Origin of the sequence: Nevskia sp. (assembly GCF_023266035.1) — a bacterium.
Classification (GTDB): domain Bacteria; phylum Pseudomonadota; class Gammaproteobacteria; order Nevskiales; family Nevskiaceae; genus Nevskia.
Genome location: NZ_JAHFRY010000038.1, coordinates 14073 through 32052 on the forward strand (window position 1 = coordinate 14073; position 17980 = coordinate 32052).

Sequence of the window (17980 nt, forward strand, 5' to 3'; positions counted from 1 at the left end):
CCGACGTGCCATCCATCGACAGCACCATGAACCCGGCACTCGCCAGCCACGTGCCCGAATCGCGCTTCGGCGTCTGGTTCCTCGGCACCGAAACCTGGATCCAGCATGTCCTCGAGCGCGCGCTGGACAACCTCGAAACCCTGATCCCGGCGCGCCGTACGAGCTATCCAGTGGTGGTCGATGTCGGCTGCGGCTGGGGCCATTCGTTCCAGCGTCTGCAGCAGCGTTTCGCGCCGGAACGGCTGATCGGCGTTGATGTCGCGCCGGAAATGCTTGCAGCCTCGGTGGAAACGGCGATGCGTGCCGGCCTCGACGTCGAACTGCTGCTCGGCAACGACCGACGTCTGCCGTTGCCGGATCAGTCGGCCGACCTGCTGCTCTGCCACCAGACCTTCCATCACCTGGTGCATCAGCACGAAGCGCTGGCCGAGTTCCATCGCGTGCTGAAGCCGGGCGGCGTGTTGCTGTTCTCGGAATCGACCCGCCGCTACATCCATTCCTGGATCATCCGCCTGCTGTTCCGTCACCCGATGGACGTGCAGCGCACAGCCCCGGAGTACCTCGCGATGATCCGCGACAGCGGCTTCGAGGTCGCACCATCCGCCGTGTCCTACCCGTTCCTGTGGTGGAGCCGCCCGGACCTCGGCATCGTCGAGCGCCTGTTCGGCCGTAAACCGTCCGCGACTCGCGAGGAAACGCTGATCAACGTCGTCGGCCTGCGCCGCTGACGCTGGGCGACAGCATCTGCGATAGACATCACGTTGACCTCGGCCGCCAGCGTCGTCGTTCGCGGTGGGTCGTTATAATTTTTGACCGCCAGGCGTCAGTACATGACCCAGCCATTGCCATTTCTCGAGTCCATGCAAAGCACCGACGATATCCACGAACACCTGAAGCGCGTGCTGGTGGAACTGTTTGAAATCGATCCGGCGAAGATCCGGCCCGAGGCGCGGCTGTACGACGATCTCGACATCGATAGTATCGACGCCATCGACCTGATCCTGAAGCTCAAGGAAACCACCGGCCGAAAGATTCAACCCGAAGAATTTCGCCATGTCCGGACCGTCGCAGACATCGTCGAAGCCGTGCGAGCGATGCTTGCGGATACCTCGCACACCGCATGAACCCTAGGCCACAGGTCGTCGCCACGACGCGGCGATCATCGGCTGTCGATCTTGAACTGCTGATCGGCGCGGACCTGCCGCAGTTCGTAGGCCATTTCGCGGAAGCCCCGATGGTGGCTGGCCTTGTCCAGGTCGACTGGGCGATCGGCTTTGGCCGCGATCATTTCCCGCAACTGCCGCCGCGTTTCGTCAGCATCAGCGCGCTGAAATTCATGCGCGTGATCCAGCCCGGTGATCGTCCCTGCCTGTCGCTGACGGGTGACGACACCGCGCTGCGCTTCCGCTACTGGGACGTACGAGGCGATTTCTCCAGCGGCGACATCGCTTTTGCCGATGCTTGAAGCCGGCATTGTCGTGCCGTTCTACCGTCATGAGCAGGCCATCGCCGGGCTTGTGGCGGCCTTGCGGCCGCTCAGCCTGCGCTGCTGGCTGGTCGACGACGGCAGCGGGCCGCAGTCGGCTGCCGTGCTTGATCAGCTGGCTGTGGCCGAAGCCGGCTGGCTGCGTTTGCTGCGCCATCCGGTCAACCTCGGAAAGGGCGCAGCGGTGATGACCGGCTTCGCAGCCGCCGCCAGCGCCGGCTGCACGCACGCCGTGCAGATCGACGCCGATCACCAACATCTGCCGGCCGACATCCCGCGCTTGCTGGCGCTGGCTTCGACTCGACCGGACGCGCTGATCACCGGCATTCCGGTCTACGATGCCAGCGTGCCGAAAGCCCGGTTGTATGGCCGCTATGCGACCCATGTCTGGGTCTGGATCAATACTCTTTCGCTGGAAATCCACGATTCGATGTGCGGCTTTCGCGTCTATCCGCTGGCGAGCGCACTCGCTGCCTGGCAAACCTCCTCCATTGGCCGGCGCATGGAATTCGACACCGAAATCATGGTCCGCATGCACTGGGCAGGCGTTGCCGTGCTGGGCCTGCCGACACCGGTCACCTACCCGGCCGATGGCGTCTCACACTTCAATCTGTGGCGCGACAACCTGAGGATCAGCTGGATGCACACCCGCCTGTTCTTCGGAATGCTGCGCAGCCTGCCAATGCTGCTTGCGCGCCGCAGGAGCCTGCGATGATCGACCCCGCAAGCCGCAGCGCCGAAACGCGGCTGCGCGTGCCGTTCCACGATCTGGACCCGGCCGGCATCGTCTGGCACGGCCACTACGCGAAGTATTTCGAGTTGGCGCGCTGCGAACTGCTGCGCAGCTTTGCCTACAACTACGACGACATGGTCGCCTCGGGCTATTCCTGGCCGATCATCGACCTGCGCGCCCGCTACGTGAAATCGGCGCTGTTCGAGCAGGAACTGAGCGTCCGCGCCAGCTTGCGCGAATGGGAGTACCGGCTGCGCATCGACTACCTGATCAGCGATGCTGCAACCGGCGTCCGCCTGTGCAAGGGCCGCAGCGATCAGGTCGCGGTCGATCTGAAAACCGGCGAGATGTGCCTGCGCTCGCCGGATGTGCTGTTCGCCCGTCTCGGCATCGCGCCGTGATCCGCGCGCGGCTGGCCAGCCTGCTGATCGCGCTGCTGTTGCCGCTGTCCGTCCATGCGGCGACCACCGTGGCCGAACTGCACAGCCTGCTCGCGAAGTCGCTGGCCGGCATGCAGCAGGCAAAATCGCTGCATGGCGATTTCACCCAGACCCGACAGTTGTCTGGCTTCCCGCAGCCTTTGGTCTCCCACGGCGATTTTCTGTTTCTGCGCAGGATCGGCATCGCCTGGCGCAGCCGCGAACCGATCCAGTCCGAATTCATCCTCGACGGCAGCGGCGTGCACGGCAGCGGTGGCCTGATCCCGCAGAACGCCAACCAGTCGTCGCTGCGGCCGATCGCCGCCTTGTTCATCGCCATGTTCGAGCTGGATCTCGACGCGCTCGCCGAACGCTTCGAACTGAACGCCAGCGGCAGCGTCGATGCCTGGCAGCTCGATCTGGTACCGCGCGATGAAGCGCTCAAGGCGCTGACGCCGCATTTGAGCCTGCACGGCGGTGCCCAGATCGAGCGGGTCAGCTTTGCCGACTCACTCGGCGATCTGACCGAAATCCGTTTCGAGCGCCTGCGCGCCAGTAGCGAGCTGCCGACCACCGACGAGCGGGCGCGCTTCGCGAAATGATCCTGCGTTTCCGCCTGTTCGTCGCCGTACTGGCGCTGCTGGCCTGCGGCTTGGCGCTGCAACTGCAGCGCGGCCTGCATTTCGAGACCGACATCCTGGCGCTGCTGCCTGCCGACGGCCGCGATCCGGCGCTGGACACGGCGAAAACCGTGTTCGAGCAGCACATCGCGCGTCGCCTGACGCTCTTAATCGGAGCTGCCGATCCGGAGGCGGCACGCAAGGCAGCCACGGTCATCGCCGGACAGCTACGCGCTTCGCAGGCTTTCGCCAACGTGCAGTTCGAGATCGGCAAGGACTGGGCGGCGAGCGCCGGCGCCCTGCTGCCGTATCGGCTGGGCCTGCTGTCCGATGCCCATCGGAGTGATTTGCAGCAAGGTCGGACCGATGCCCTGCGCGACGAAGCCCTGCAGGCGCTGTACGCGCCGGCCGCCTTCGGCCGCGTGGTGCCTGCGGCGCAGGACCTGACCGGACTGCTGTCCGGCTTCGTGCTCGCGCAGTCGCAGCTGGCTGGCCGCGCAACGCTGGATCGCAGCCTGCTGGTGGTCCACGACGACGCGATCACCTGGGTGCTGATCGCTCTAGAGACCGCCGGCAGCCCGTTCGCGGCGGAGGCGCAGGACCAGGTCACGGCTGCACTCGACTCCGTCCTCGCGAAAGCGCCGGACGTGCAGGTGCTGCGCTCCGGTGTCGTGCTGCATGCAGCCGATGCGGCGCGGCGCGCGAAGTCGGAGATGTCGCTGTTCGGCAGCCTGTCGAGTGCGGCCGTCGTGCTGCTGATCTGGCTGACGTTCCGCTCGCTGCAACCGCTGGTGTTGAGCCTGCTGTCCCTGGGGGTCGGTGCTGCTGCTGGGCTGCTGGCCTGCCAGTGGGCCTTCGGCAGCGTGCATCTGATCACCATGGTGTTCGGCACCAGCCTGATCGGCGTGGCGGTGGATTACTCGCTGCATTTCTTTTCCGACCAGTTCCGCGACCGCGACCGCTGGACCGGCTTGATGGGCTACCGCGAAGTCGGCATGGCGATCCTGATCGGCCATCTTGCCTCGGCACTCGGCTACGCCACCCTGCTGATCCCACCGTTTCCGGGCTTGCGCCAGATGGCGCTGTTCTCGATCGTCGGCCTGATGTTTTCCTGCGCCAGTGTGCTCTGCCTGTATCCGCGGCTGGCGCGGGCCAGCGTGTCGAAGCAGCACCAGCCGCTGGTGCTGAAGATCGCGCAGCGGCTGTCGGCGAGCCGCTTCCAGTTCCGGGCGAGCTTGTGGCACATCGGCGGCGCGCTGTTGCTGATCGGCCTGACCGCCACCGGCCTGGCCCGGCTCACGTTCCGCGATGACATCCGCCTGATGCAGTCCTCGCCGCCCGAGCTGATCAGCGAGGAAAAGGCACTGCGCGCGCTGCTCGGCATTGCACCCGACAGCCGCTATCTGCTGCTGACTGCGGAGTCGGCGGAAGCGCTGCTGCAGCGCGAGGAAGCACTGACGGCCGTGCTGTCCGGACTGCAGCAGCGGGACGCGCTCGACGGTTGGCTCGCGGTGTCACGACTGCTGCCGTCGATGCAGCGGCAGACCGACAATCAGGCGCTGCAACGCGCGCAGGTCTACTCGGCGAATGGCCTGCTGCCAGCACTGATGCGGCAGCTCGGAGCGAGCGATGCCGCGATCGCTGAAGCACGCGCCGCCGCCGATGCGGAAGCCCCGTTGCTGACCCCGGAACGCTGGCTCGCCGATCCGGCATCGGCGGCGCTGCGACCGCTGTGGCTTGGCGAGATCGGCGGCCACTGGGCCAGTGCCGTGACGCTGAACGGCCTGCGCGATGCCAAGGCGCTGGATCAGGCGATCGACCGCCTGCCGGGTGTCCACCTGATCGACCGGATCGGCGAAGTGTCGGCACTGATGAGCCGCTATCGCCAAGGCGCGGTCGGGCTGATGGCCGCCGTCAGCTTCGCAATCTTCGTGCTGCTGGCGCTGCGCTACGGCTGGCTCGGCGGTCTGTTGTGCCTGCTGCCGCCGGTCGGTGGCAGCTTGATCGCGATGGCGCTGCTCGGCTGGGCTGGCATCAGCGCCAATCTGTTCAACGTGCTGGCACTGCTGCTGCTGATCGGCATGGGCGTCGACTATGCAGTGTTCCTGCGCGAAGGCCGGCGCACGCAGGTCACGGTGCTGCTCGCCGTCGGTCTGTCGGCGCTGACCACCTTGCTGTCCTTCGGCTTGCTGACCTTGAGCAGCACGCCGTTCATCCGCGCGATCGGCCTGACCTTGGCACCGGGCATCGCGCTGATCTTCTTGCTCGCGATCTGGCTCGGGCCGGCACCTGAGCGCGAGGAAGCACCGTGCTAATCCGCGCGCTGCTGGTCATCGGCCTTGTATTGAACGCCGGCTGCGCGCTGCTGCCGGCGGCAGAAGACCGACCGTTTCCGCTCGCCGAGCTAGCCGCCAGCCTGCCGCCTTCGGCCACCCAGACGCTGGCCGCGAGCTTCGGCAGCCATCAACTGGCGCTGCAATGCGCCTTCGCGGCCGATGCCGCCGGCTGGCGCAGTGTCTGCATCGGCCCGGCCGGTCGGCGGCTGCTGACCATCAATGTCGACGCCAACCGGCAGCTGACGTCCCAACTCGATCCTGCCCTGCCCACCGCTTTCGACCCGCAACGCATGGCCCTCGACATCCAGTGGGCGTTCTGGCCACTGGAGGCGCTGGAACTCGCTGCAAAAGACACGCAATGGCGAGTGATGCAGCCACGCCCCGACACGCGGCAAATTCATCTGGCCCATCGACTGATCGCTGAAATTCACTACGCCGACGCCGATCCCTGGAACGGCCGCCTGACGATCGTCCATCACTCGCCGGCCTACTGCCTCGATCTCCTTACGCAGGCTGCCAATGGCCGCTGAATTGATCCTCGGCCTCGCCTACACGCCAGCGCAGTTACTGCCGCAGACCGCCCCGATGCTGCTGCTCGATGGCATCAGCGACTACGGCGCTGACTGGCTGACCGCGACCGTAACCATTCGCCGCGACAGCTTCCTGTGCGACGAGCGCGGGGTGCCGGCCTGGGCTGGCATCGAATACATAGCCCAGACCGCCGCAGCCTGGGCTGGCATCGAAGCACATCAGGCCGGCCGCCGGCCTGGAGTCGCGCTGCTGATTGGCACGCGGCGCTATCGCTGCGCGGTCGAGCGCTTCCTGCCGACGGCGACCCTCGAAATCCATGCGCAGTTGGTGATGCTGGATAACGATGCCCTCGCCGCCTTCGACTGCGAAATCCGCACGGGCAAAATCGTCATCGCAACGGCGCAGATCAAGGCCTACCGTCCGCCCGACATTCAAGTCTTCCTGAAGGAACAAGCCCGGTGAATTCCATCGTCAGACCCTGGGTGCTGGTCACCGGCTCCAGCCGCGGCATCGGCCGCGCGATCGCGCTGCGACTGGCAGCGGACGGCTACAACCTGGTGCTGCATGGCCGTCAGCCATCAGCGGCGCTCGATGAAGCGCAGGCCGCTACCGCCGCACTCGGCGCCGAAACCCGCAGCCTCTGCTTCGATGTCGCTGACCGCGCCGCGACCGCCACCGCACTCGAAGCCGACTGCGCCGAGTTTGGCGCGCCCTACGGTGTGGTCGCCAATGCCGGCATCGCCCGCGATGGTGCGTTCCCGGCGCTGACGGGTGAGGATTGGGACATCGTCATGCGCACCAATCTTGACGGTTTCTACAACCTGCTCAATCCCCTGATCATGCCGATGATCCGCCGCCGCGCGTCAGGCCGGATCGTCACCCTAGCCTCGGTCGCCGGGCTGGTCGGCAATCGCGGCCAGGTCAATTACAGCGCCGCCAAGGCTGGCATCATCGGTGCCACCAAGGCCTTGGCCGTGGAATTGGCCAGCCGGAACATTACCGTCAACTGCGTCGCCCCAGGGCTGATCCGCACCAGCATGATCAACGACTTACCGCTCGAAGAAGCTCTGAAGATGATTCCGGCCAAACGCATCGGCGAGCCCGAGGAAGTGGCGAGCCTGGTCAGCTATCTGCTGTCGCCGGGTGCGGCCTATATCACCCGACAGGTGATCTCGGTCAACGGCGGGCTGTGCTGATGCGCCGCGTCGTGGTCACCGGCATGGCTGGCATCACCTCGTTGGGCGACAGCTGGCAGGCAATTGAGGCGCAGCTCCGGGCTGGCGCGAGTGGTGTCGAGCGGATGCCGGAATGGGCGCAGTACACCGAACTCAACACTAAGCTCGCCGCCCCTGTGCGCAGCTTCAAGCTGCCGGCTAGCTATACCCGCAAGATGACGCGGACCATGGGCCGGGTCGCGCAGATGGCCACTCTGGCCACCGAGCGAGCGCTGCGCGACGCCGGGCTGATCGACGATCCAGTAGTGAAAAGCGGCCGCATGGGAATCGCTTACGGCTCCTGCACGGGAAGCTCCGACGCCCTGCAGGACTTCGCCGGCATGCTGATAAGCGGTGTCATGGGCGGCATCAACGCCACCACCTACATCCGCATGATGACCCACACGGCGGCAGTCAATATCGGCGTCCATTTCGGCATCAAGGGCCGAGTGATCCCGACCGCCAGCGCCTGCACCTCCGGGAGCCAGGGCATCGGCTATGCCTATGAAGCGATCCGCTTCGGCCGCCAGAATCTGATGGTCGCCGGCGGTGCCGAGGAGCTCTGCGTGTCCGAAGCCGCCGTGTTCGACACGCTGTATGCGACCAGCCGCAAGAACGACGCGCCGACCACCACGCCCGCCCCATTTGATCGCGACCGCGACGGCCTGGTGCTCGGCGAAGGCGCCTGCACGCTGATTTTGGAAGAACGCGAACATGCACTGGCGCGCGGCGCGACGATCTTTGCCGAGATCCTCGGCTTCGGCAGCAACTCCGACGGCGACCACGTCACCCATCCGAACAGCGCGACGATGGAAGTGGCGATGCGGCTGGCACTGGACGACGCCGGGCTGGCTCCGGCGGCGATCGGCTATGTCAGCGCCCACGGCACGGCGACCGAACAGGGCGACATCGCCGAATCGCAGGCCAGTCAGCGAGTATTTGGAATCAAAGCCCCGATCAGTTCACTGAAAGGCAACTTCGGCCACACGCTGGGTGCCTGTGGCGCGCTGGAAAGCTGGCTGACCATCGAAATGATGCGCAACGGCTGGTTCGCGCCAACCCTGAATCTGCGTGAGCTTGATGGACGCTGCGGCGCGCTCGACTACATCGTCGACGGCGGCCGGGCATTGCAGACCGGAATCGCGATGAACAACAATTTTGCCTTTGGCGGGATCAACACTTCGTTGATCTTCGGCCGTGTTTCCTGAGTTGCAACCGCGCCGTGCGTTGTTGCCACCAACATCAAGTCCAACCTGACCGGGAGTAATCGACATGCGTCGACCGATGCACACCATCGCTGCCGTACTCACGATCGCATCGCTGCTGGCACCGCCATCCGCGGTCGCCCGCGATACACGCCTGCAATTGCCGATCGCCGATGCCACGACCAGCGCCGGAAACAGGCTTGGCAATGCCGTGAAGTTGTTCTGGGGGCCGCAAGCCTATCCGGAAGTCGAGCATCGCTTCGCGACCGTGACCGCCAACAAGAAGACCAACTTCTTCAATAAGTCAGACAAGGAAGGCTGTGAGTGGGCATGGCTATCGGCCGTGCTCGCGCTGCAGGAACGCGCGGTCCGTGAAGGCGGCAATGCGGTAGTCGAGATCACCAGCGTTTACCGTGGCGGCGTGCTGTCCAGCGAGAGAGAATACGAGTGCGGTGCCGGCTCCGTGATCGGTGGCGTTGCCTTGCAGGGCACCATCGTCAAGCTGAAGTAATGCCCCAACGACAAGATTCCACGGCAAGATTCAACTGAACCCTCAATCGACTTTCAAGCTCATGAAAATCTTCCCGCGCCTATTCCTGCTGTTGGCCCTGACGTTCAGCCTGGGCACTGCCCACGCCGCCCGAGGCGCAAAGCCAATGGTCATTCCGACACCGATCGCGGTGCCGGAAAAAATGGCCGAAAAGAGCGTCGCCAAAGCGATCCAGTCTTCCTTGCTCGGCCGTGGCTGGAGTTGGACAAAAGCCGACGAACAGCCCGGCGCCATCGACGCGACGCTCAACGTCCGCCAGCACATGCTGAAGATGCGCATCACCTACGGCGGCGGCATCGTCTCGATGAGCTATCTCGACAGTGCCGTGCTTCAGTACGAAGTCGACGAAGGCGTGCCGAAGATCCATCCTAATGCCTCGAAGTGGATAGACCTGCTGGCTCAGGACATTCGCACCAATCTCGCTCGCGACCAGCTTCAGTAGTTGCGCAGCTGCGTAGGCTGCGCAGACTTTAACTGCCCACCCTACGGCTTCGGCTTAGTCTGGCCGCCCAGCGCCTTTATCACTTCCGCAGTCTTGAACAGCTCCTCGAGCTTGTTTGCGAAGGCTTGCGGCGCCCGATCGCTGACGTAAGCCTCGTTACCGAAAAACTTGCCGCCGATCTCGTCGCGGCCCTTCAACGACTGTCGTGCGATCAGCCGGCCGCGCTCGTCGTAGATCGCCAGGCTCAGATCGAAATACAGCGCGGCCTTGGTCCGGGTGTCGGTTTTCCACTCATTCACGGTCAGCAGCACCAGACGCCGCGCCCGTGTCGCCAGCAGCCGGTCACGCACGGCAGCACCGGACTCCTTGAACGTGACGGCAACACCGGTCTCGCGATAGCCGGCCGAAGTCAGCGCGCCGCTCAGCGTCTTGCCGAGATCGATATCGAGCGCCTGACCTGAAGTGGTGCTGACATCGAACGGAATGCCGAAGCGGTTGCGCTGCAAGCCGACGAAAGACGGCGGCTTGTCGCCCGACTTCACGTAGCTGCGCTGATCGTGCACGGCGCTGGCGACGCTGCCAGAACCCTGATACGCGAGATTCGCCGGCTTGGCGTCGTAGGCGTATTCGTTGCCGATTGCGCAGCCCACAAGCCACGCAGTCGTCGCGATCAGCAGCAGACGGAATCCCTGTCTCATCGTGTGCTCCGGTTAGCCCCGACGACTGCGTATTCAAAACCTGCCTGCGCTTACTCCGCCGGTGGCGACGTATCGTCTTCCAGGGCTATGGGTGCCGGATCAGTCGGCAATGCCCCACCCGTCTCATCGACCACCCCGTCGACCACCCCATTGACAACATCAGGCTCCGGTTCGATGCGATCAAGGCCGACCAGACGATCACCCTCGCTCGGCCGTGCCACGCGCACACCCTGGGTGTTGCGACCAAGTTGCTTGACCTCGCTGGCCTTGACTCGGATCAGGTGGCCGGCGTCGGAGATCAGCATCAGCTCGTGGCGATCGTTGATGTCGAGCGCGCCGAGTAGCCTGCCAGACTTCTCCGACAGCGCCTGAGCAATCACGCCCTGGCCACCGCGACCGCGCAGCGGGAAGCCGGCGATCGGCGTGCGCTTGCCGTAGCCGAATTCGGAGACGGTGAGGATGTCGCCTTCCTGGGCGACGATCAGCGCGATCAGCTTGGCGCCGCTGGCGATCGGTTCGGCGGTGGCTTCCTCGCCATCCGCTTCGACCGTCGCCGATTCGTCATCGTCACTGGCGCCGGACTTCACGATCAGGCGCATGCCGCGCACGCCGGTGGCACCGCGGCCCATCGGGCGCACATCCTTTTCGTTGAAGCGGATCACCCGGCCAGCGTCGGAGAACAGCAGCACGTCGCTTTCACCCGATGTCAGCACCACGCCGACCAGTTCGTCGTCGACCCGGAGATCGACAGCAATGATGCCGGCGGTGCGCGGACGCGAGAAATCTTCCAGTGGCGTCTTCTTGACCGTGCCGCCGCGGGTGGCCATGAACACGTACTGGCCGGTGTCGAAGCGCTTGATCGGCAGCGCGACGCTGATCCGTTCGCCGTCTTCCAGCGGCAGCAGATTGTTGAACGGCTTGCCCTTGGCGCCCGAGCCGCCGGTGGGCAGTTCGAACACGCGCAGCCAGTACATGCGGCCGCGCGAGCTGAAGCACAGCAGCCAGTCGTGCGAATGGGCGACCCAGACGCCGTTGACGTAATCGTCTTCCTTGGTCGCCGCCGCGGTGCGGCCACGGCCGCCGCGCTTCTGCACCTGGTACTCGGACAGCGGCTGCGCCTTGACGTAGCCGGCCTTGGACAAGGTCACGACCATGTCCATCGGCGTGATCAGGTCTTCGCGGTTCAGATTGAGTGCGAAATCGGTGATCTCGGTACGGCGCTCGTCGCCGAAGTTGTCCTTGACGTCGAGCAGCTCGGCCTTGATCACGCCGAGCAGGCGCGGCTCGGACGCGAGGATGTCCATGTAGTCGAGGATCGCTTCGAGGATCGTGCGGTACTCGTCGTGGATCTTGTCCTGCTCCAGGCCGGTGAGGCGCTGCAGACGTAGGTCAAGAATCGCCTGCGCCTGAAGATCGGACAGCCGATACAGGCTTTCCGGCCCCGGTAGCGCACCGATGATCGCCTGCATGCCGAACTCGGCGTCGAGGCCCAGCGGACGCGAAGCGTCGGCACCGGCGCGCGACAGCATGTCGGCGACTTGCCCGGCTCGCCAGTTGCGGCTCATCAGCCCGGCCTTGGCTTCGGCGGCATTCGGCGAGCGACGGATCAGCTCGATCACTTCGTCGATGTTGGCCAGTGCCACCGACAGGCCTTCGAGGATGTGGGCGCGGTCGCGAGCCTTGTTGAGCAGGAACTGCGTGCGCCGCGTCACCACTTCGCGGCGATGGCGCAGGAAGATTTCCAGGAGCTGCTTGAGCCCCATGGTCTTCGGCTGGCCGTCGTCGAGCGCAACCATGTTGATGCCGAACACGGTCTGCAGCTGGGTCTGCTGATAAAGGTTGTTGAGCACCACCTCGGCGTTTTCGCCGCGGCGAAGCTCGATGACCATGCGCATGCCGTCCTTGTCGGACTCATCGCGCAGATCGGTGATGCCTTCGATCTTCTTTTCCTTGACCAGCTCGGCGATCTTTTCGATCAGCCGCGCCTTGTTGACCTGATACGGAAGTTCGGTGGTGACGATCGCCTGACGATCGCCGCCGCGCTCGAAGTCCTCGAAATGCGTGCGGGCGCGCAGCACGATGCGGCCGCGGCCGGTTTCGTAGGCTTCCTTCAGGCCGGCAGCGTCGAGGATCAGGCCTGCGGTCGGGAAATCCGGCGCCGGCACCAGCTTCATCAGCGCGTCGAGATCCATGTCCGGGTTGTCGATCAGCGCCACGCAGGCGTCGATCACTTCGGACAGGTTGTGCGGCGGAATATTGGTCGCCATGCCGACCGCGATGCCGCTCGAACCGTTGACCAGCAGGTTCGGGATGCGCGTCGGCAGCACCGCCGGTTCGTGCTCGGAACCGTCGTAGTTCGGCACGAAATCGACGGTGTCCTTGTCGATGTCGGCGACCAGTTCCATCGCGATCTTCGACATCCGCACTTCGGTGTAGCGCATCGCCGCCGGGCGATCGCCGTCCACCGAGCCAAAGTTGCCCTGGCCATCGACCAGCATGTAGCGCAGCGAGAACGGCTGCGCCATGCGGACGATGGTGTCGTAGATCGCCGTATCGCCGTGCGGATGGTATTTACCCATCACGTCGCCGACGATGCGCGCCGATTTCCGGAACGGCTTGTTGTAGTGATTGCCCTGATCGTTCATCGCGTACAGCGAGCGGCGATGCACAGGCTTCAGGCCATCACGGGCGTCAGGGAGCGCTCGGCCGACGATCACGCTCATCGCGTAATCGAGGTAGGAACGCCGCATCTCGTCTTCGAGATTGACGGACAGAACTTCTTTGGCGAAATCAGTCATTCGTAGAGTGTTCTGAATGCGGTTTTAGGCGCACCGGCTCAGGATTCCTGCGATGCGGTGGCCGATGCTTCGTGGCCGTGGTCGTCATCGGAAAGCCTGCGGGCGGGCTGCCAATTGAAGCCGGCATTTTAGCAGTTCACGCCCCGCAAGGCCCGCATTTGCCGCCTGTGACGCGACACGGGGTATCCCGTCAGGGGGAAAGGGGTGCGCGGCTGCGCGCCGAAACGGGCGTCAGGATCAGCGAATCGCGCGTTTCAGGGCTTCGCGGATGATCTGATCGGTGCTCATGCCGTCCTTGTGCACGGCATCGGTGAGTTTCTGCGCTTCCGGTGGTTTGTAGCCCAGAGACTCCAGTGCGGCGCGCGCTTCGGACATCGGGCTGGCCGGAATGCTCACGCCGGAGGCGTTCAGCATGCCGAGATCGCCCGGCCCGCCAGCGCCGGCCTTGTCGCGTAGTTCGATGACGATGCGCTCGGCGGTTTTCTTGCCGATGCCCGGCAGCTTGACCAGCCGGCCGGTCTCCGCGGCACGGACCGCCGCCCAGAAATCCTCGACACCGATGCCGGACAGGATCGCCAGCGCCAGCTTCGGCCCGATGCCGCTGATCTTGATGATCTCGCGGAACAGGTTCTTCTCGGTCTGGGTCGCGAAGCCGAACAACAGCTGAGCGTCCTCGCGAACCACCAGATGGGTCTGCAGCACCACCGCTTCACCAATCGCCGGCAGCTTGAAGAAGGTCGACATCGGCGCTTCGATCTCGTAGCCAACGCCGTGCACATCGAGCAGCAGCAGCGGTGGCTGCTTGGCGATCAGGGTGCCGCTGAGTCTGCCGATCATCTTGGGAGGCCGTTCATCGTGGGGAAGGAGTCCGGGGTTTCGCCACCACCGCATTGCCCCAGGCGCCACGCAGCGCTTCGCCGGTCTTGATCACTGTGCCGCGAACGTGGGCATGGCAGAGGGCGACGGCCAGCGCATCGGAGGCATCGGTAGGCGCCGCTTCCGGCAGATTCAGCAGGATCTTGATCATGTGCTGCACCTGCTGCTTCTCGGCTCGGCCATTGCCGACTACGGCGGACTTGATCTGCGCCGGCGCGTATTCGGCCACCGGCAAGTCAGCGAAAGCCAGCGCACAGATTGCCGCCCCGCGCGCCTGCCCGAGGATCAGCGCGCTGGAGACATTGCGATTGACGAACACTTCCTCGATCGCGGTTTCCTGCGGCTGGTACTGGCGGATCACCTCGCCCACTTCCTTGAAAATGCGCAGCAGCCGAGCCGGCAGTTCGCCAGCTTCGAGATGAATACGGCCGTGATCGATGCAGCGCGAACGATTACCGCCGTGTTCGATCACGCCCCAGCCGGTGATGCGCGAGCCGGGGTCGATGCCGAGGATGCGGACCGGTGCGCTGACCGCCACCTTCAGGCCGGAAGATCGGCGTTGTGATGCACGTCCTGCACGTCGTCGAGTTCTTCCAGACGGGCGATCAGCTTGGCCATCTGCACGGCCGCTTCGCCGTCGAGCGCAGCACGCGTCGCCGGACGCATCAGCACGTCCGAGTCGATCGGCGTCAGACCGGCTTTCTCGAGCGCGCCCTTGACTGCCAGATAAGCTTCCGGCGTGGTCAGCACGTCGATGAAACCATCCTCGTTGAGGACGTCATCGGCGCCGTTTTCCAGTGCGATTTCCATGATCTTGTCTTCGAGCGTCGCATCGTCGCGGATGTCGAAAATGATTTCGCCGGTCTTGGTGAACTGGAACGCGACCGAGCCCGACGTCCCCAGGTTACCGCCGTTGCGGCTGAACGCGGCGCGCACGTCGGCAACGGTGCGGGTGGCGTTGTCGGTCATGCAGTCGACCATCACCGCGACGCCGCCGGGGCCGTAGCCCTCGTAGCGGATTTCGACGACCTGCTCGGTGGCGCCCTCGCCCGTGCCGCGCTTCAGCGCACGTTCGATGGTGTCCTTGGTCATGTTCGCGGTCAGCGCCTTGTCGATCGCCAGCCGCAGACGCGGGTTGGCATTCGGATCGCCACCACTGGCACGGGCCGCGATGGTGATCTCGCGAATGAACTTGGTGAATTTCTTCGCCTTGACGGCGTCGGTGGCGTTCTTGCGCCCTTCGATGCTCGGACCACGCCCCATGATCTACTCCTGTGTGTCATCCCGACAGGCACCGCGCCAGCCATGGCGCGGGCTGTCCAAACAAGATTTACTTTTTCTTGTTGGCGGAGTGGATCGCGTGGCCATCCACCGCCAGCGCGGCTTCATGGAAGGTTTCCGACAAGCTCGGATGGCCGTGCATGGTCAGCTGGATGTCCTGGGTGGTCGCCGCGAATTCCAGCGCCAGCACCGCTTCGGCACAGAGTTCCGAGACATACGGACCGATCATGTGGACGCCGAGGATGCGGTCGGTCTTGACGTCGGAGACGAACTTCACCTGGCCGGCGATCGCTTCCATCGCGCGAGCGCGGCCGTTGGCGGCGAACGGGCTGGAACCGGTCTTCACTTCAAAGCCGGCGGCCTTGGCCTGCTCTTCCGACAGGCCGACCCAGGCGATTTCCGGGCTGGTGTAGATCACCGACGGAATCGCGTTGTAATTGACCTCGGATTTCTCGCCGTGCAGCTGCTCGATCAGCACCACGCCTTCCTCGATCGCCTTGTGCGCCAGCATCGCGCCTCCGGTGACATCGCCGACGGCATAGATGCCGGCAGCCGAAGTCTTGTAGTGCTTGTCGATCTTGACGAAGCCACGCTCGTCGAGCGCGACACCGGCGACATCGGCACCGAGCTTGTCGGTGAACGGACGGCGGCCAACGGCGACGATCAGCTTGTCGAAGGTTTCCTTCTTGGTTTCGCCGTCCTGCTCGTAGGTCACGGTGACATCGGTCTTGCCCTTGGCAACGGCACTGACCTTGGCGCCGAGACGGATGTCGAGCCCCTGCTTGGTGAACTGGCGCAGCGCTTCCTTGGAAATCGCGGCATCGACCATCGGCAGGAAGCCGGGCAGCGCTTCGAGGATCACGGTCTTGGCGCCGAGGCGCGACCAGACGCTGCCCAGTTCCACGCCGATGACGCCAGCACCGATGATGCCGAGACGCTCCGGCACTGCGGAAAAATCGAGCGCGCCCCAGCTGTCGACGATCTTGTCGCCATCGAACGGCGCGATCTTCTTCAGCTCGACCGGTGCCGAGCCGGTGGCGATCAGGATGTGCTTGGCCTTGTAGGTGGTGGCCACGCCGTCATGGGCCGTGACCTTGACCTGGCCGTTGCCGAGCAGCTCGCCATGGCCGAACACGCCGGTCACCTTGTTGGCTTGGAACAGCAGCTTGACGCCGCCAGAGTTGGCCTTGGACACCGCCATCTTCCGTTCCTGCATCTTCTTCAGATCCAGTACCGGCGTGCCGACGCCGATGCCGTGGATCGCGAATTCGTGGCCGGCCTTGTGAAACAGCTCGGACGATTCCAGCAGCGCCTTCGACGGAATGCAGCCGGCGTTGAGGCAAGTGCCGCCGAAGCTCGGCGTGTTATCGCGGTTCAGCCAGCTATCGATGCACAGCGCCTTCATGCCGAGCTGGGCGGCGCGGATCGCGGCCGGGTAGCCGGCGGGACCGCCGCCGATAACGATGAGATCAAAGGATGCTTCGGGGGAGTCGCTCATGATCGCGGAATTCCAGGCTGGTTCGGGGCGGCTTGACAGCCTGCAGCGCTATTGCGCACGGGTCTGAAAAGGCGCATTACTTTATCGCAAGGGCGCGATCGTCCGGGAAAATCCGGGAAAAAACTTTCGCCGGAGGACTTGGCAAGGGCTCAAGCTTTGAGCTTCGCCGCCTCGCGATTGAGCGCACCAGCACCGGCAATCAGGCAGCGGAACAGACCCTTGATCTGGCCGTGCACGGTATCGATCGGCGGACGCTCCTTGGCCATCAGCCATTCAATCATCAGTTCTCGGATCGCACCGATCAGCGCCATGCTGCTGTGCCAGTAATCGCCCGGCGGCAGGCCGCCAGCGTCTACCAGCTGCTGCGTGAACATGTTCAGGATGGTCGCAAACTCGTGTACGGAATGACGGCGTCGCTCGAACATATCGCTGCTGACGCCGATCACCTCGACGCAGAGGATGCGGGTGCGTCGGGTATCGACCGTGCAGCTTTCGATGAAGGCGTCGATCGCCGCGAACATCAGTTCTTCGATCGTCTTGCCGCGCACCTGCAACGCCTTCATGACAGTGGCGCGGGTCTCCAGATTGATCTGCTCGTACAGCGCGATCAGCACGGCCTCACGGGAATCGAAGTGTTCGTAGAAATGCCGCGTGGTGACTTTGGCGGCGGAACACAGCAGTTCGATCGGCGTGCGGGAAAAACCGCGCTCGGAGAACAAGCTCAGCGCCGCATCAAGCAAGCGTTGGCGACGTTCGGCAGCTAGTTGTTCGGCCGTACGGCCGGCGTAGCCGCGACGCTTGCTGACTATGGCACCGACTCCGGCAGCCGTCGCACTCGCAGCCGTCGTTGCATCCCCTTGCTTCAAAGCCATATGCGCTCCTGAACCCATGCGCCAAGCGGCCGCAAAGCAGCCACCGAGCACTAATGTCTTAATGTTGGGGTTTTATCAGGATTTTCAGTTTTTCGCATTGATTCCGTAAAAATAGAGTTCATGCTTCCGAGCTGTCGTCATGAATTACAGCATCAAGACTGACAGCACGAATCATCTGTGCTTCATGCTTTCCCGGCTCATAAGCAGACCGGGAAGATATGGAAACTTGAAGCTGCGGATTTCCAGCTCGCCGTGATTGCAGCAACGCGAACCGCGAATACTCAGGCCTTCAAGTCGGGCCGATCCGCACCCGGCGGATCAAGCGGGTGACATCTCCATCATGCGAACGCACCGCGGTCTCAGGCCGAGCCGTCAGCAGCTTCAGCCCTGATGGCGGCAGCCCGGCACTGCGATCGAACAA

General features: G+C 64.3%; 20 protein-coding genes. 13 read left to right on the forward strand and 7 right to left on the reverse strand.

All coding sequences use genetic code 11. The features are described from left to right. Nucleotides 1–26 precede the first annotated feature (26 nt). The 13 genes from Q0D45_RS07800 (at nucleotide 27) to Q0D45_RS07860 (ending at nucleotide 9536) form a co-directional block, all read left to right on the forward strand. Nucleotides 27–728, forward strand: a complete 702-nt coding sequence (locus tag Q0D45_RS07800) for a class I SAM-dependent methyltransferase (protein WP_366946383.1) — start codon at nucleotides 27–29, stop codon at nucleotides 726–728. 102 nt (nucleotides 729–830) lie between these two features. After that, nucleotides 831–1124 (forward strand): acyl carrier protein, encoded by a 294-nt coding sequence (locus Q0D45_RS07805; protein WP_293390868.1) that lies wholly within the window; start codon nucleotides 831–833, stop codon nucleotides 1122–1124. Then, the gene (locus Q0D45_RS07810) at nucleotides 1121–1465 is read left to right on the forward strand and encodes a hypothetical protein (RefSeq protein WP_293390871.1); all 345 of its coding nucleotides are present in this window, start codon (nucleotides 1121–1123) and stop codon (nucleotides 1463–1465) included. The genes Q0D45_RS07805 and Q0D45_RS07810 overlap by 4 nt, the downstream gene beginning before the upstream one ends. After that, entirely contained in the window at nucleotides 1458–2201 is a 744-nt protein-coding gene (locus tag Q0D45_RS07815; RefSeq protein ID WP_293390874.1) for a glycosyltransferase family 2 protein, read from the forward strand. The genes Q0D45_RS07810 and Q0D45_RS07815 overlap by 8 nt, the downstream gene beginning before the upstream one ends. Next, nucleotides 2198–2620, forward strand: coding sequence for a thioesterase family protein (locus Q0D45_RS07820; protein ID WP_293390877.1), 423 nt, complete (start codon nucleotides 2198–2200; stop codon nucleotides 2618–2620). Before Q0D45_RS07815 ends, Q0D45_RS07820 begins: the two co-directional genes overlap by 4 nt. Further along, nucleotides 2617–3240 carry an outer membrane lipoprotein carrier protein LolA gene (locus Q0D45_RS07825; RefSeq protein WP_293390880.1) on the forward strand — a complete coding sequence of 208 codons (624 nt, stop codon included), beginning with the start codon at nucleotides 2617–2619 and terminating at the stop codon, nucleotides 3238–3240. Before Q0D45_RS07820 ends, Q0D45_RS07825 begins: the two co-directional genes overlap by 4 nt. After that, nucleotides 3237–5573 carry an MMPL family transporter gene (locus tag Q0D45_RS07830; RefSeq protein WP_293390883.1) on the forward strand — a complete coding sequence of 779 codons (2337 nt, stop codon included), beginning with the start codon at nucleotides 3237–3239 and terminating at the stop codon, nucleotides 5571–5573. The genes Q0D45_RS07825 and Q0D45_RS07830 overlap by 4 nt, the downstream gene beginning before the upstream one ends. Further along, nucleotides 5567–6124: a DUF3261 domain-containing protein gene (locus Q0D45_RS07835; protein WP_293390886.1), complete on the forward strand. Its 558-nt coding sequence runs from the start codon at nucleotides 5567–5569 to the stop codon at nucleotides 6122–6124. The genes Q0D45_RS07830 and Q0D45_RS07835 overlap by 7 nt, the downstream gene beginning before the upstream one ends. Before the next feature lies 1 nt (nucleotide 6125). Then, complete coding sequence (locus Q0D45_RS07840) at nucleotides 6126–6587, forward strand: hypothetical protein (RefSeq protein ID WP_293390889.1); 462 nt, start codon at nucleotides 6126–6128, stop codon at nucleotides 6585–6587. Then, on the forward strand, nucleotides 6584–7321 hold the full coding sequence (locus Q0D45_RS07845) for a 3-ketoacyl-ACP reductase FabG2 (protein WP_366946381.1): 738 nt from the start codon (nucleotides 6584–6586) through the stop codon (nucleotides 7319–7321). Before Q0D45_RS07840 ends, Q0D45_RS07845 begins: the two co-directional genes overlap by 4 nt. Further along, complete coding sequence (locus tag Q0D45_RS07850; RefSeq protein WP_293390892.1) at nucleotides 7321–8547, forward strand: beta-ketoacyl-ACP synthase; 1227 nt, start codon at nucleotides 7321–7323, stop codon at nucleotides 8545–8547. Before Q0D45_RS07845 ends, Q0D45_RS07850 begins: the two co-directional genes overlap by 1 nt. A gap of 64 nt (nucleotides 8548–8611) precedes the next feature. Beyond that, a complete protein-coding gene (locus tag Q0D45_RS07855; protein ID WP_293390895.1) occupies nucleotides 8612–9055 on the forward strand; it encodes a hypothetical protein in 444 nt (147 codons plus the stop codon). Between the two features lie 61 nt (nucleotides 9056–9116). Beyond that, a complete protein-coding gene (locus tag Q0D45_RS07860) occupies nucleotides 9117–9536 on the forward strand; it encodes a hypothetical protein (RefSeq protein WP_293390897.1) in 420 nt (139 codons plus the stop codon). A 41-nt stretch (nucleotides 9537–9577) separates the two neighbouring features. On the opposite strand, the gene Q0D45_RS07865 is transcribed toward Q0D45_RS07860, so the two are convergent. The 7 genes from Q0D45_RS07865 to Q0D45_RS07895 all read right to left on the reverse strand — a co-directional run bounded on the left by Q0D45_RS07865 (nucleotide 9578) and on the right by Q0D45_RS07895 (nucleotide 17559). Further along, on the reverse strand, nucleotides 9578–10234 hold the full coding sequence (locus Q0D45_RS07865; protein ID WP_293390900.1) for a hypothetical protein: 657 nt from the start codon (nucleotides 10232–10234) through the stop codon (nucleotides 9578–9580). Nucleotides 10235–10284: 50 nt separating this feature from the next. Beyond that, the gene (gene gyrA / locus Q0D45_RS07870) at nucleotides 10285–13032 is read right to left on the reverse strand and encodes a DNA gyrase subunit A (RefSeq protein ID WP_293390903.1); all 2748 of its coding nucleotides are present in this window, start codon (nucleotides 13030–13032) and stop codon (nucleotides 10285–10287) included. Between the two features lie 237 nt (nucleotides 13033–13269). Then, nucleotides 13270–13869 carry a Holliday junction branch migration protein RuvA gene (gene ruvA / locus Q0D45_RS07875; RefSeq protein ID WP_293390906.1) on the reverse strand — a complete coding sequence of 200 codons (600 nt, stop codon included), beginning with the start codon at nucleotides 13867–13869 and terminating at the stop codon, nucleotides 13270–13272. A 13-nt stretch (nucleotides 13870–13882) separates the two neighbouring features. Beyond that, nucleotides 13883–14446, reverse strand: coding sequence for a crossover junction endodeoxyribonuclease RuvC (gene ruvC / locus Q0D45_RS07880; protein ID WP_293390909.1), 564 nt, complete (start codon nucleotides 14444–14446; stop codon nucleotides 13883–13885). A 2-nt stretch (nucleotides 14447–14448) separates the two neighbouring features. Further along, nucleotides 14449–15171, reverse strand: a complete 723-nt coding sequence (locus Q0D45_RS07885; protein ID WP_293390912.1) for a YebC/PmpR family DNA-binding transcriptional regulator — start codon at nucleotides 15169–15171, stop codon at nucleotides 14449–14451. 67 nt (nucleotides 15172–15238) lie between these two features. Further along, entirely contained in the window at nucleotides 15239–16687 is a 1449-nt protein-coding gene (gene lpdA / locus Q0D45_RS07890; RefSeq protein ID WP_293390915.1) for a dihydrolipoyl dehydrogenase, read from the reverse strand. Between the two features lie 149 nt (nucleotides 16688–16836). Further along, nucleotides 16837–17559: a TetR/AcrR family transcriptional regulator gene (locus Q0D45_RS07895; protein WP_293390918.1), complete on the reverse strand. Its 723-nt coding sequence runs from the start codon at nucleotides 17557–17559 to the stop codon at nucleotides 16837–16839. Nucleotides 17560–17980 lie beyond the last annotated feature (421 nt).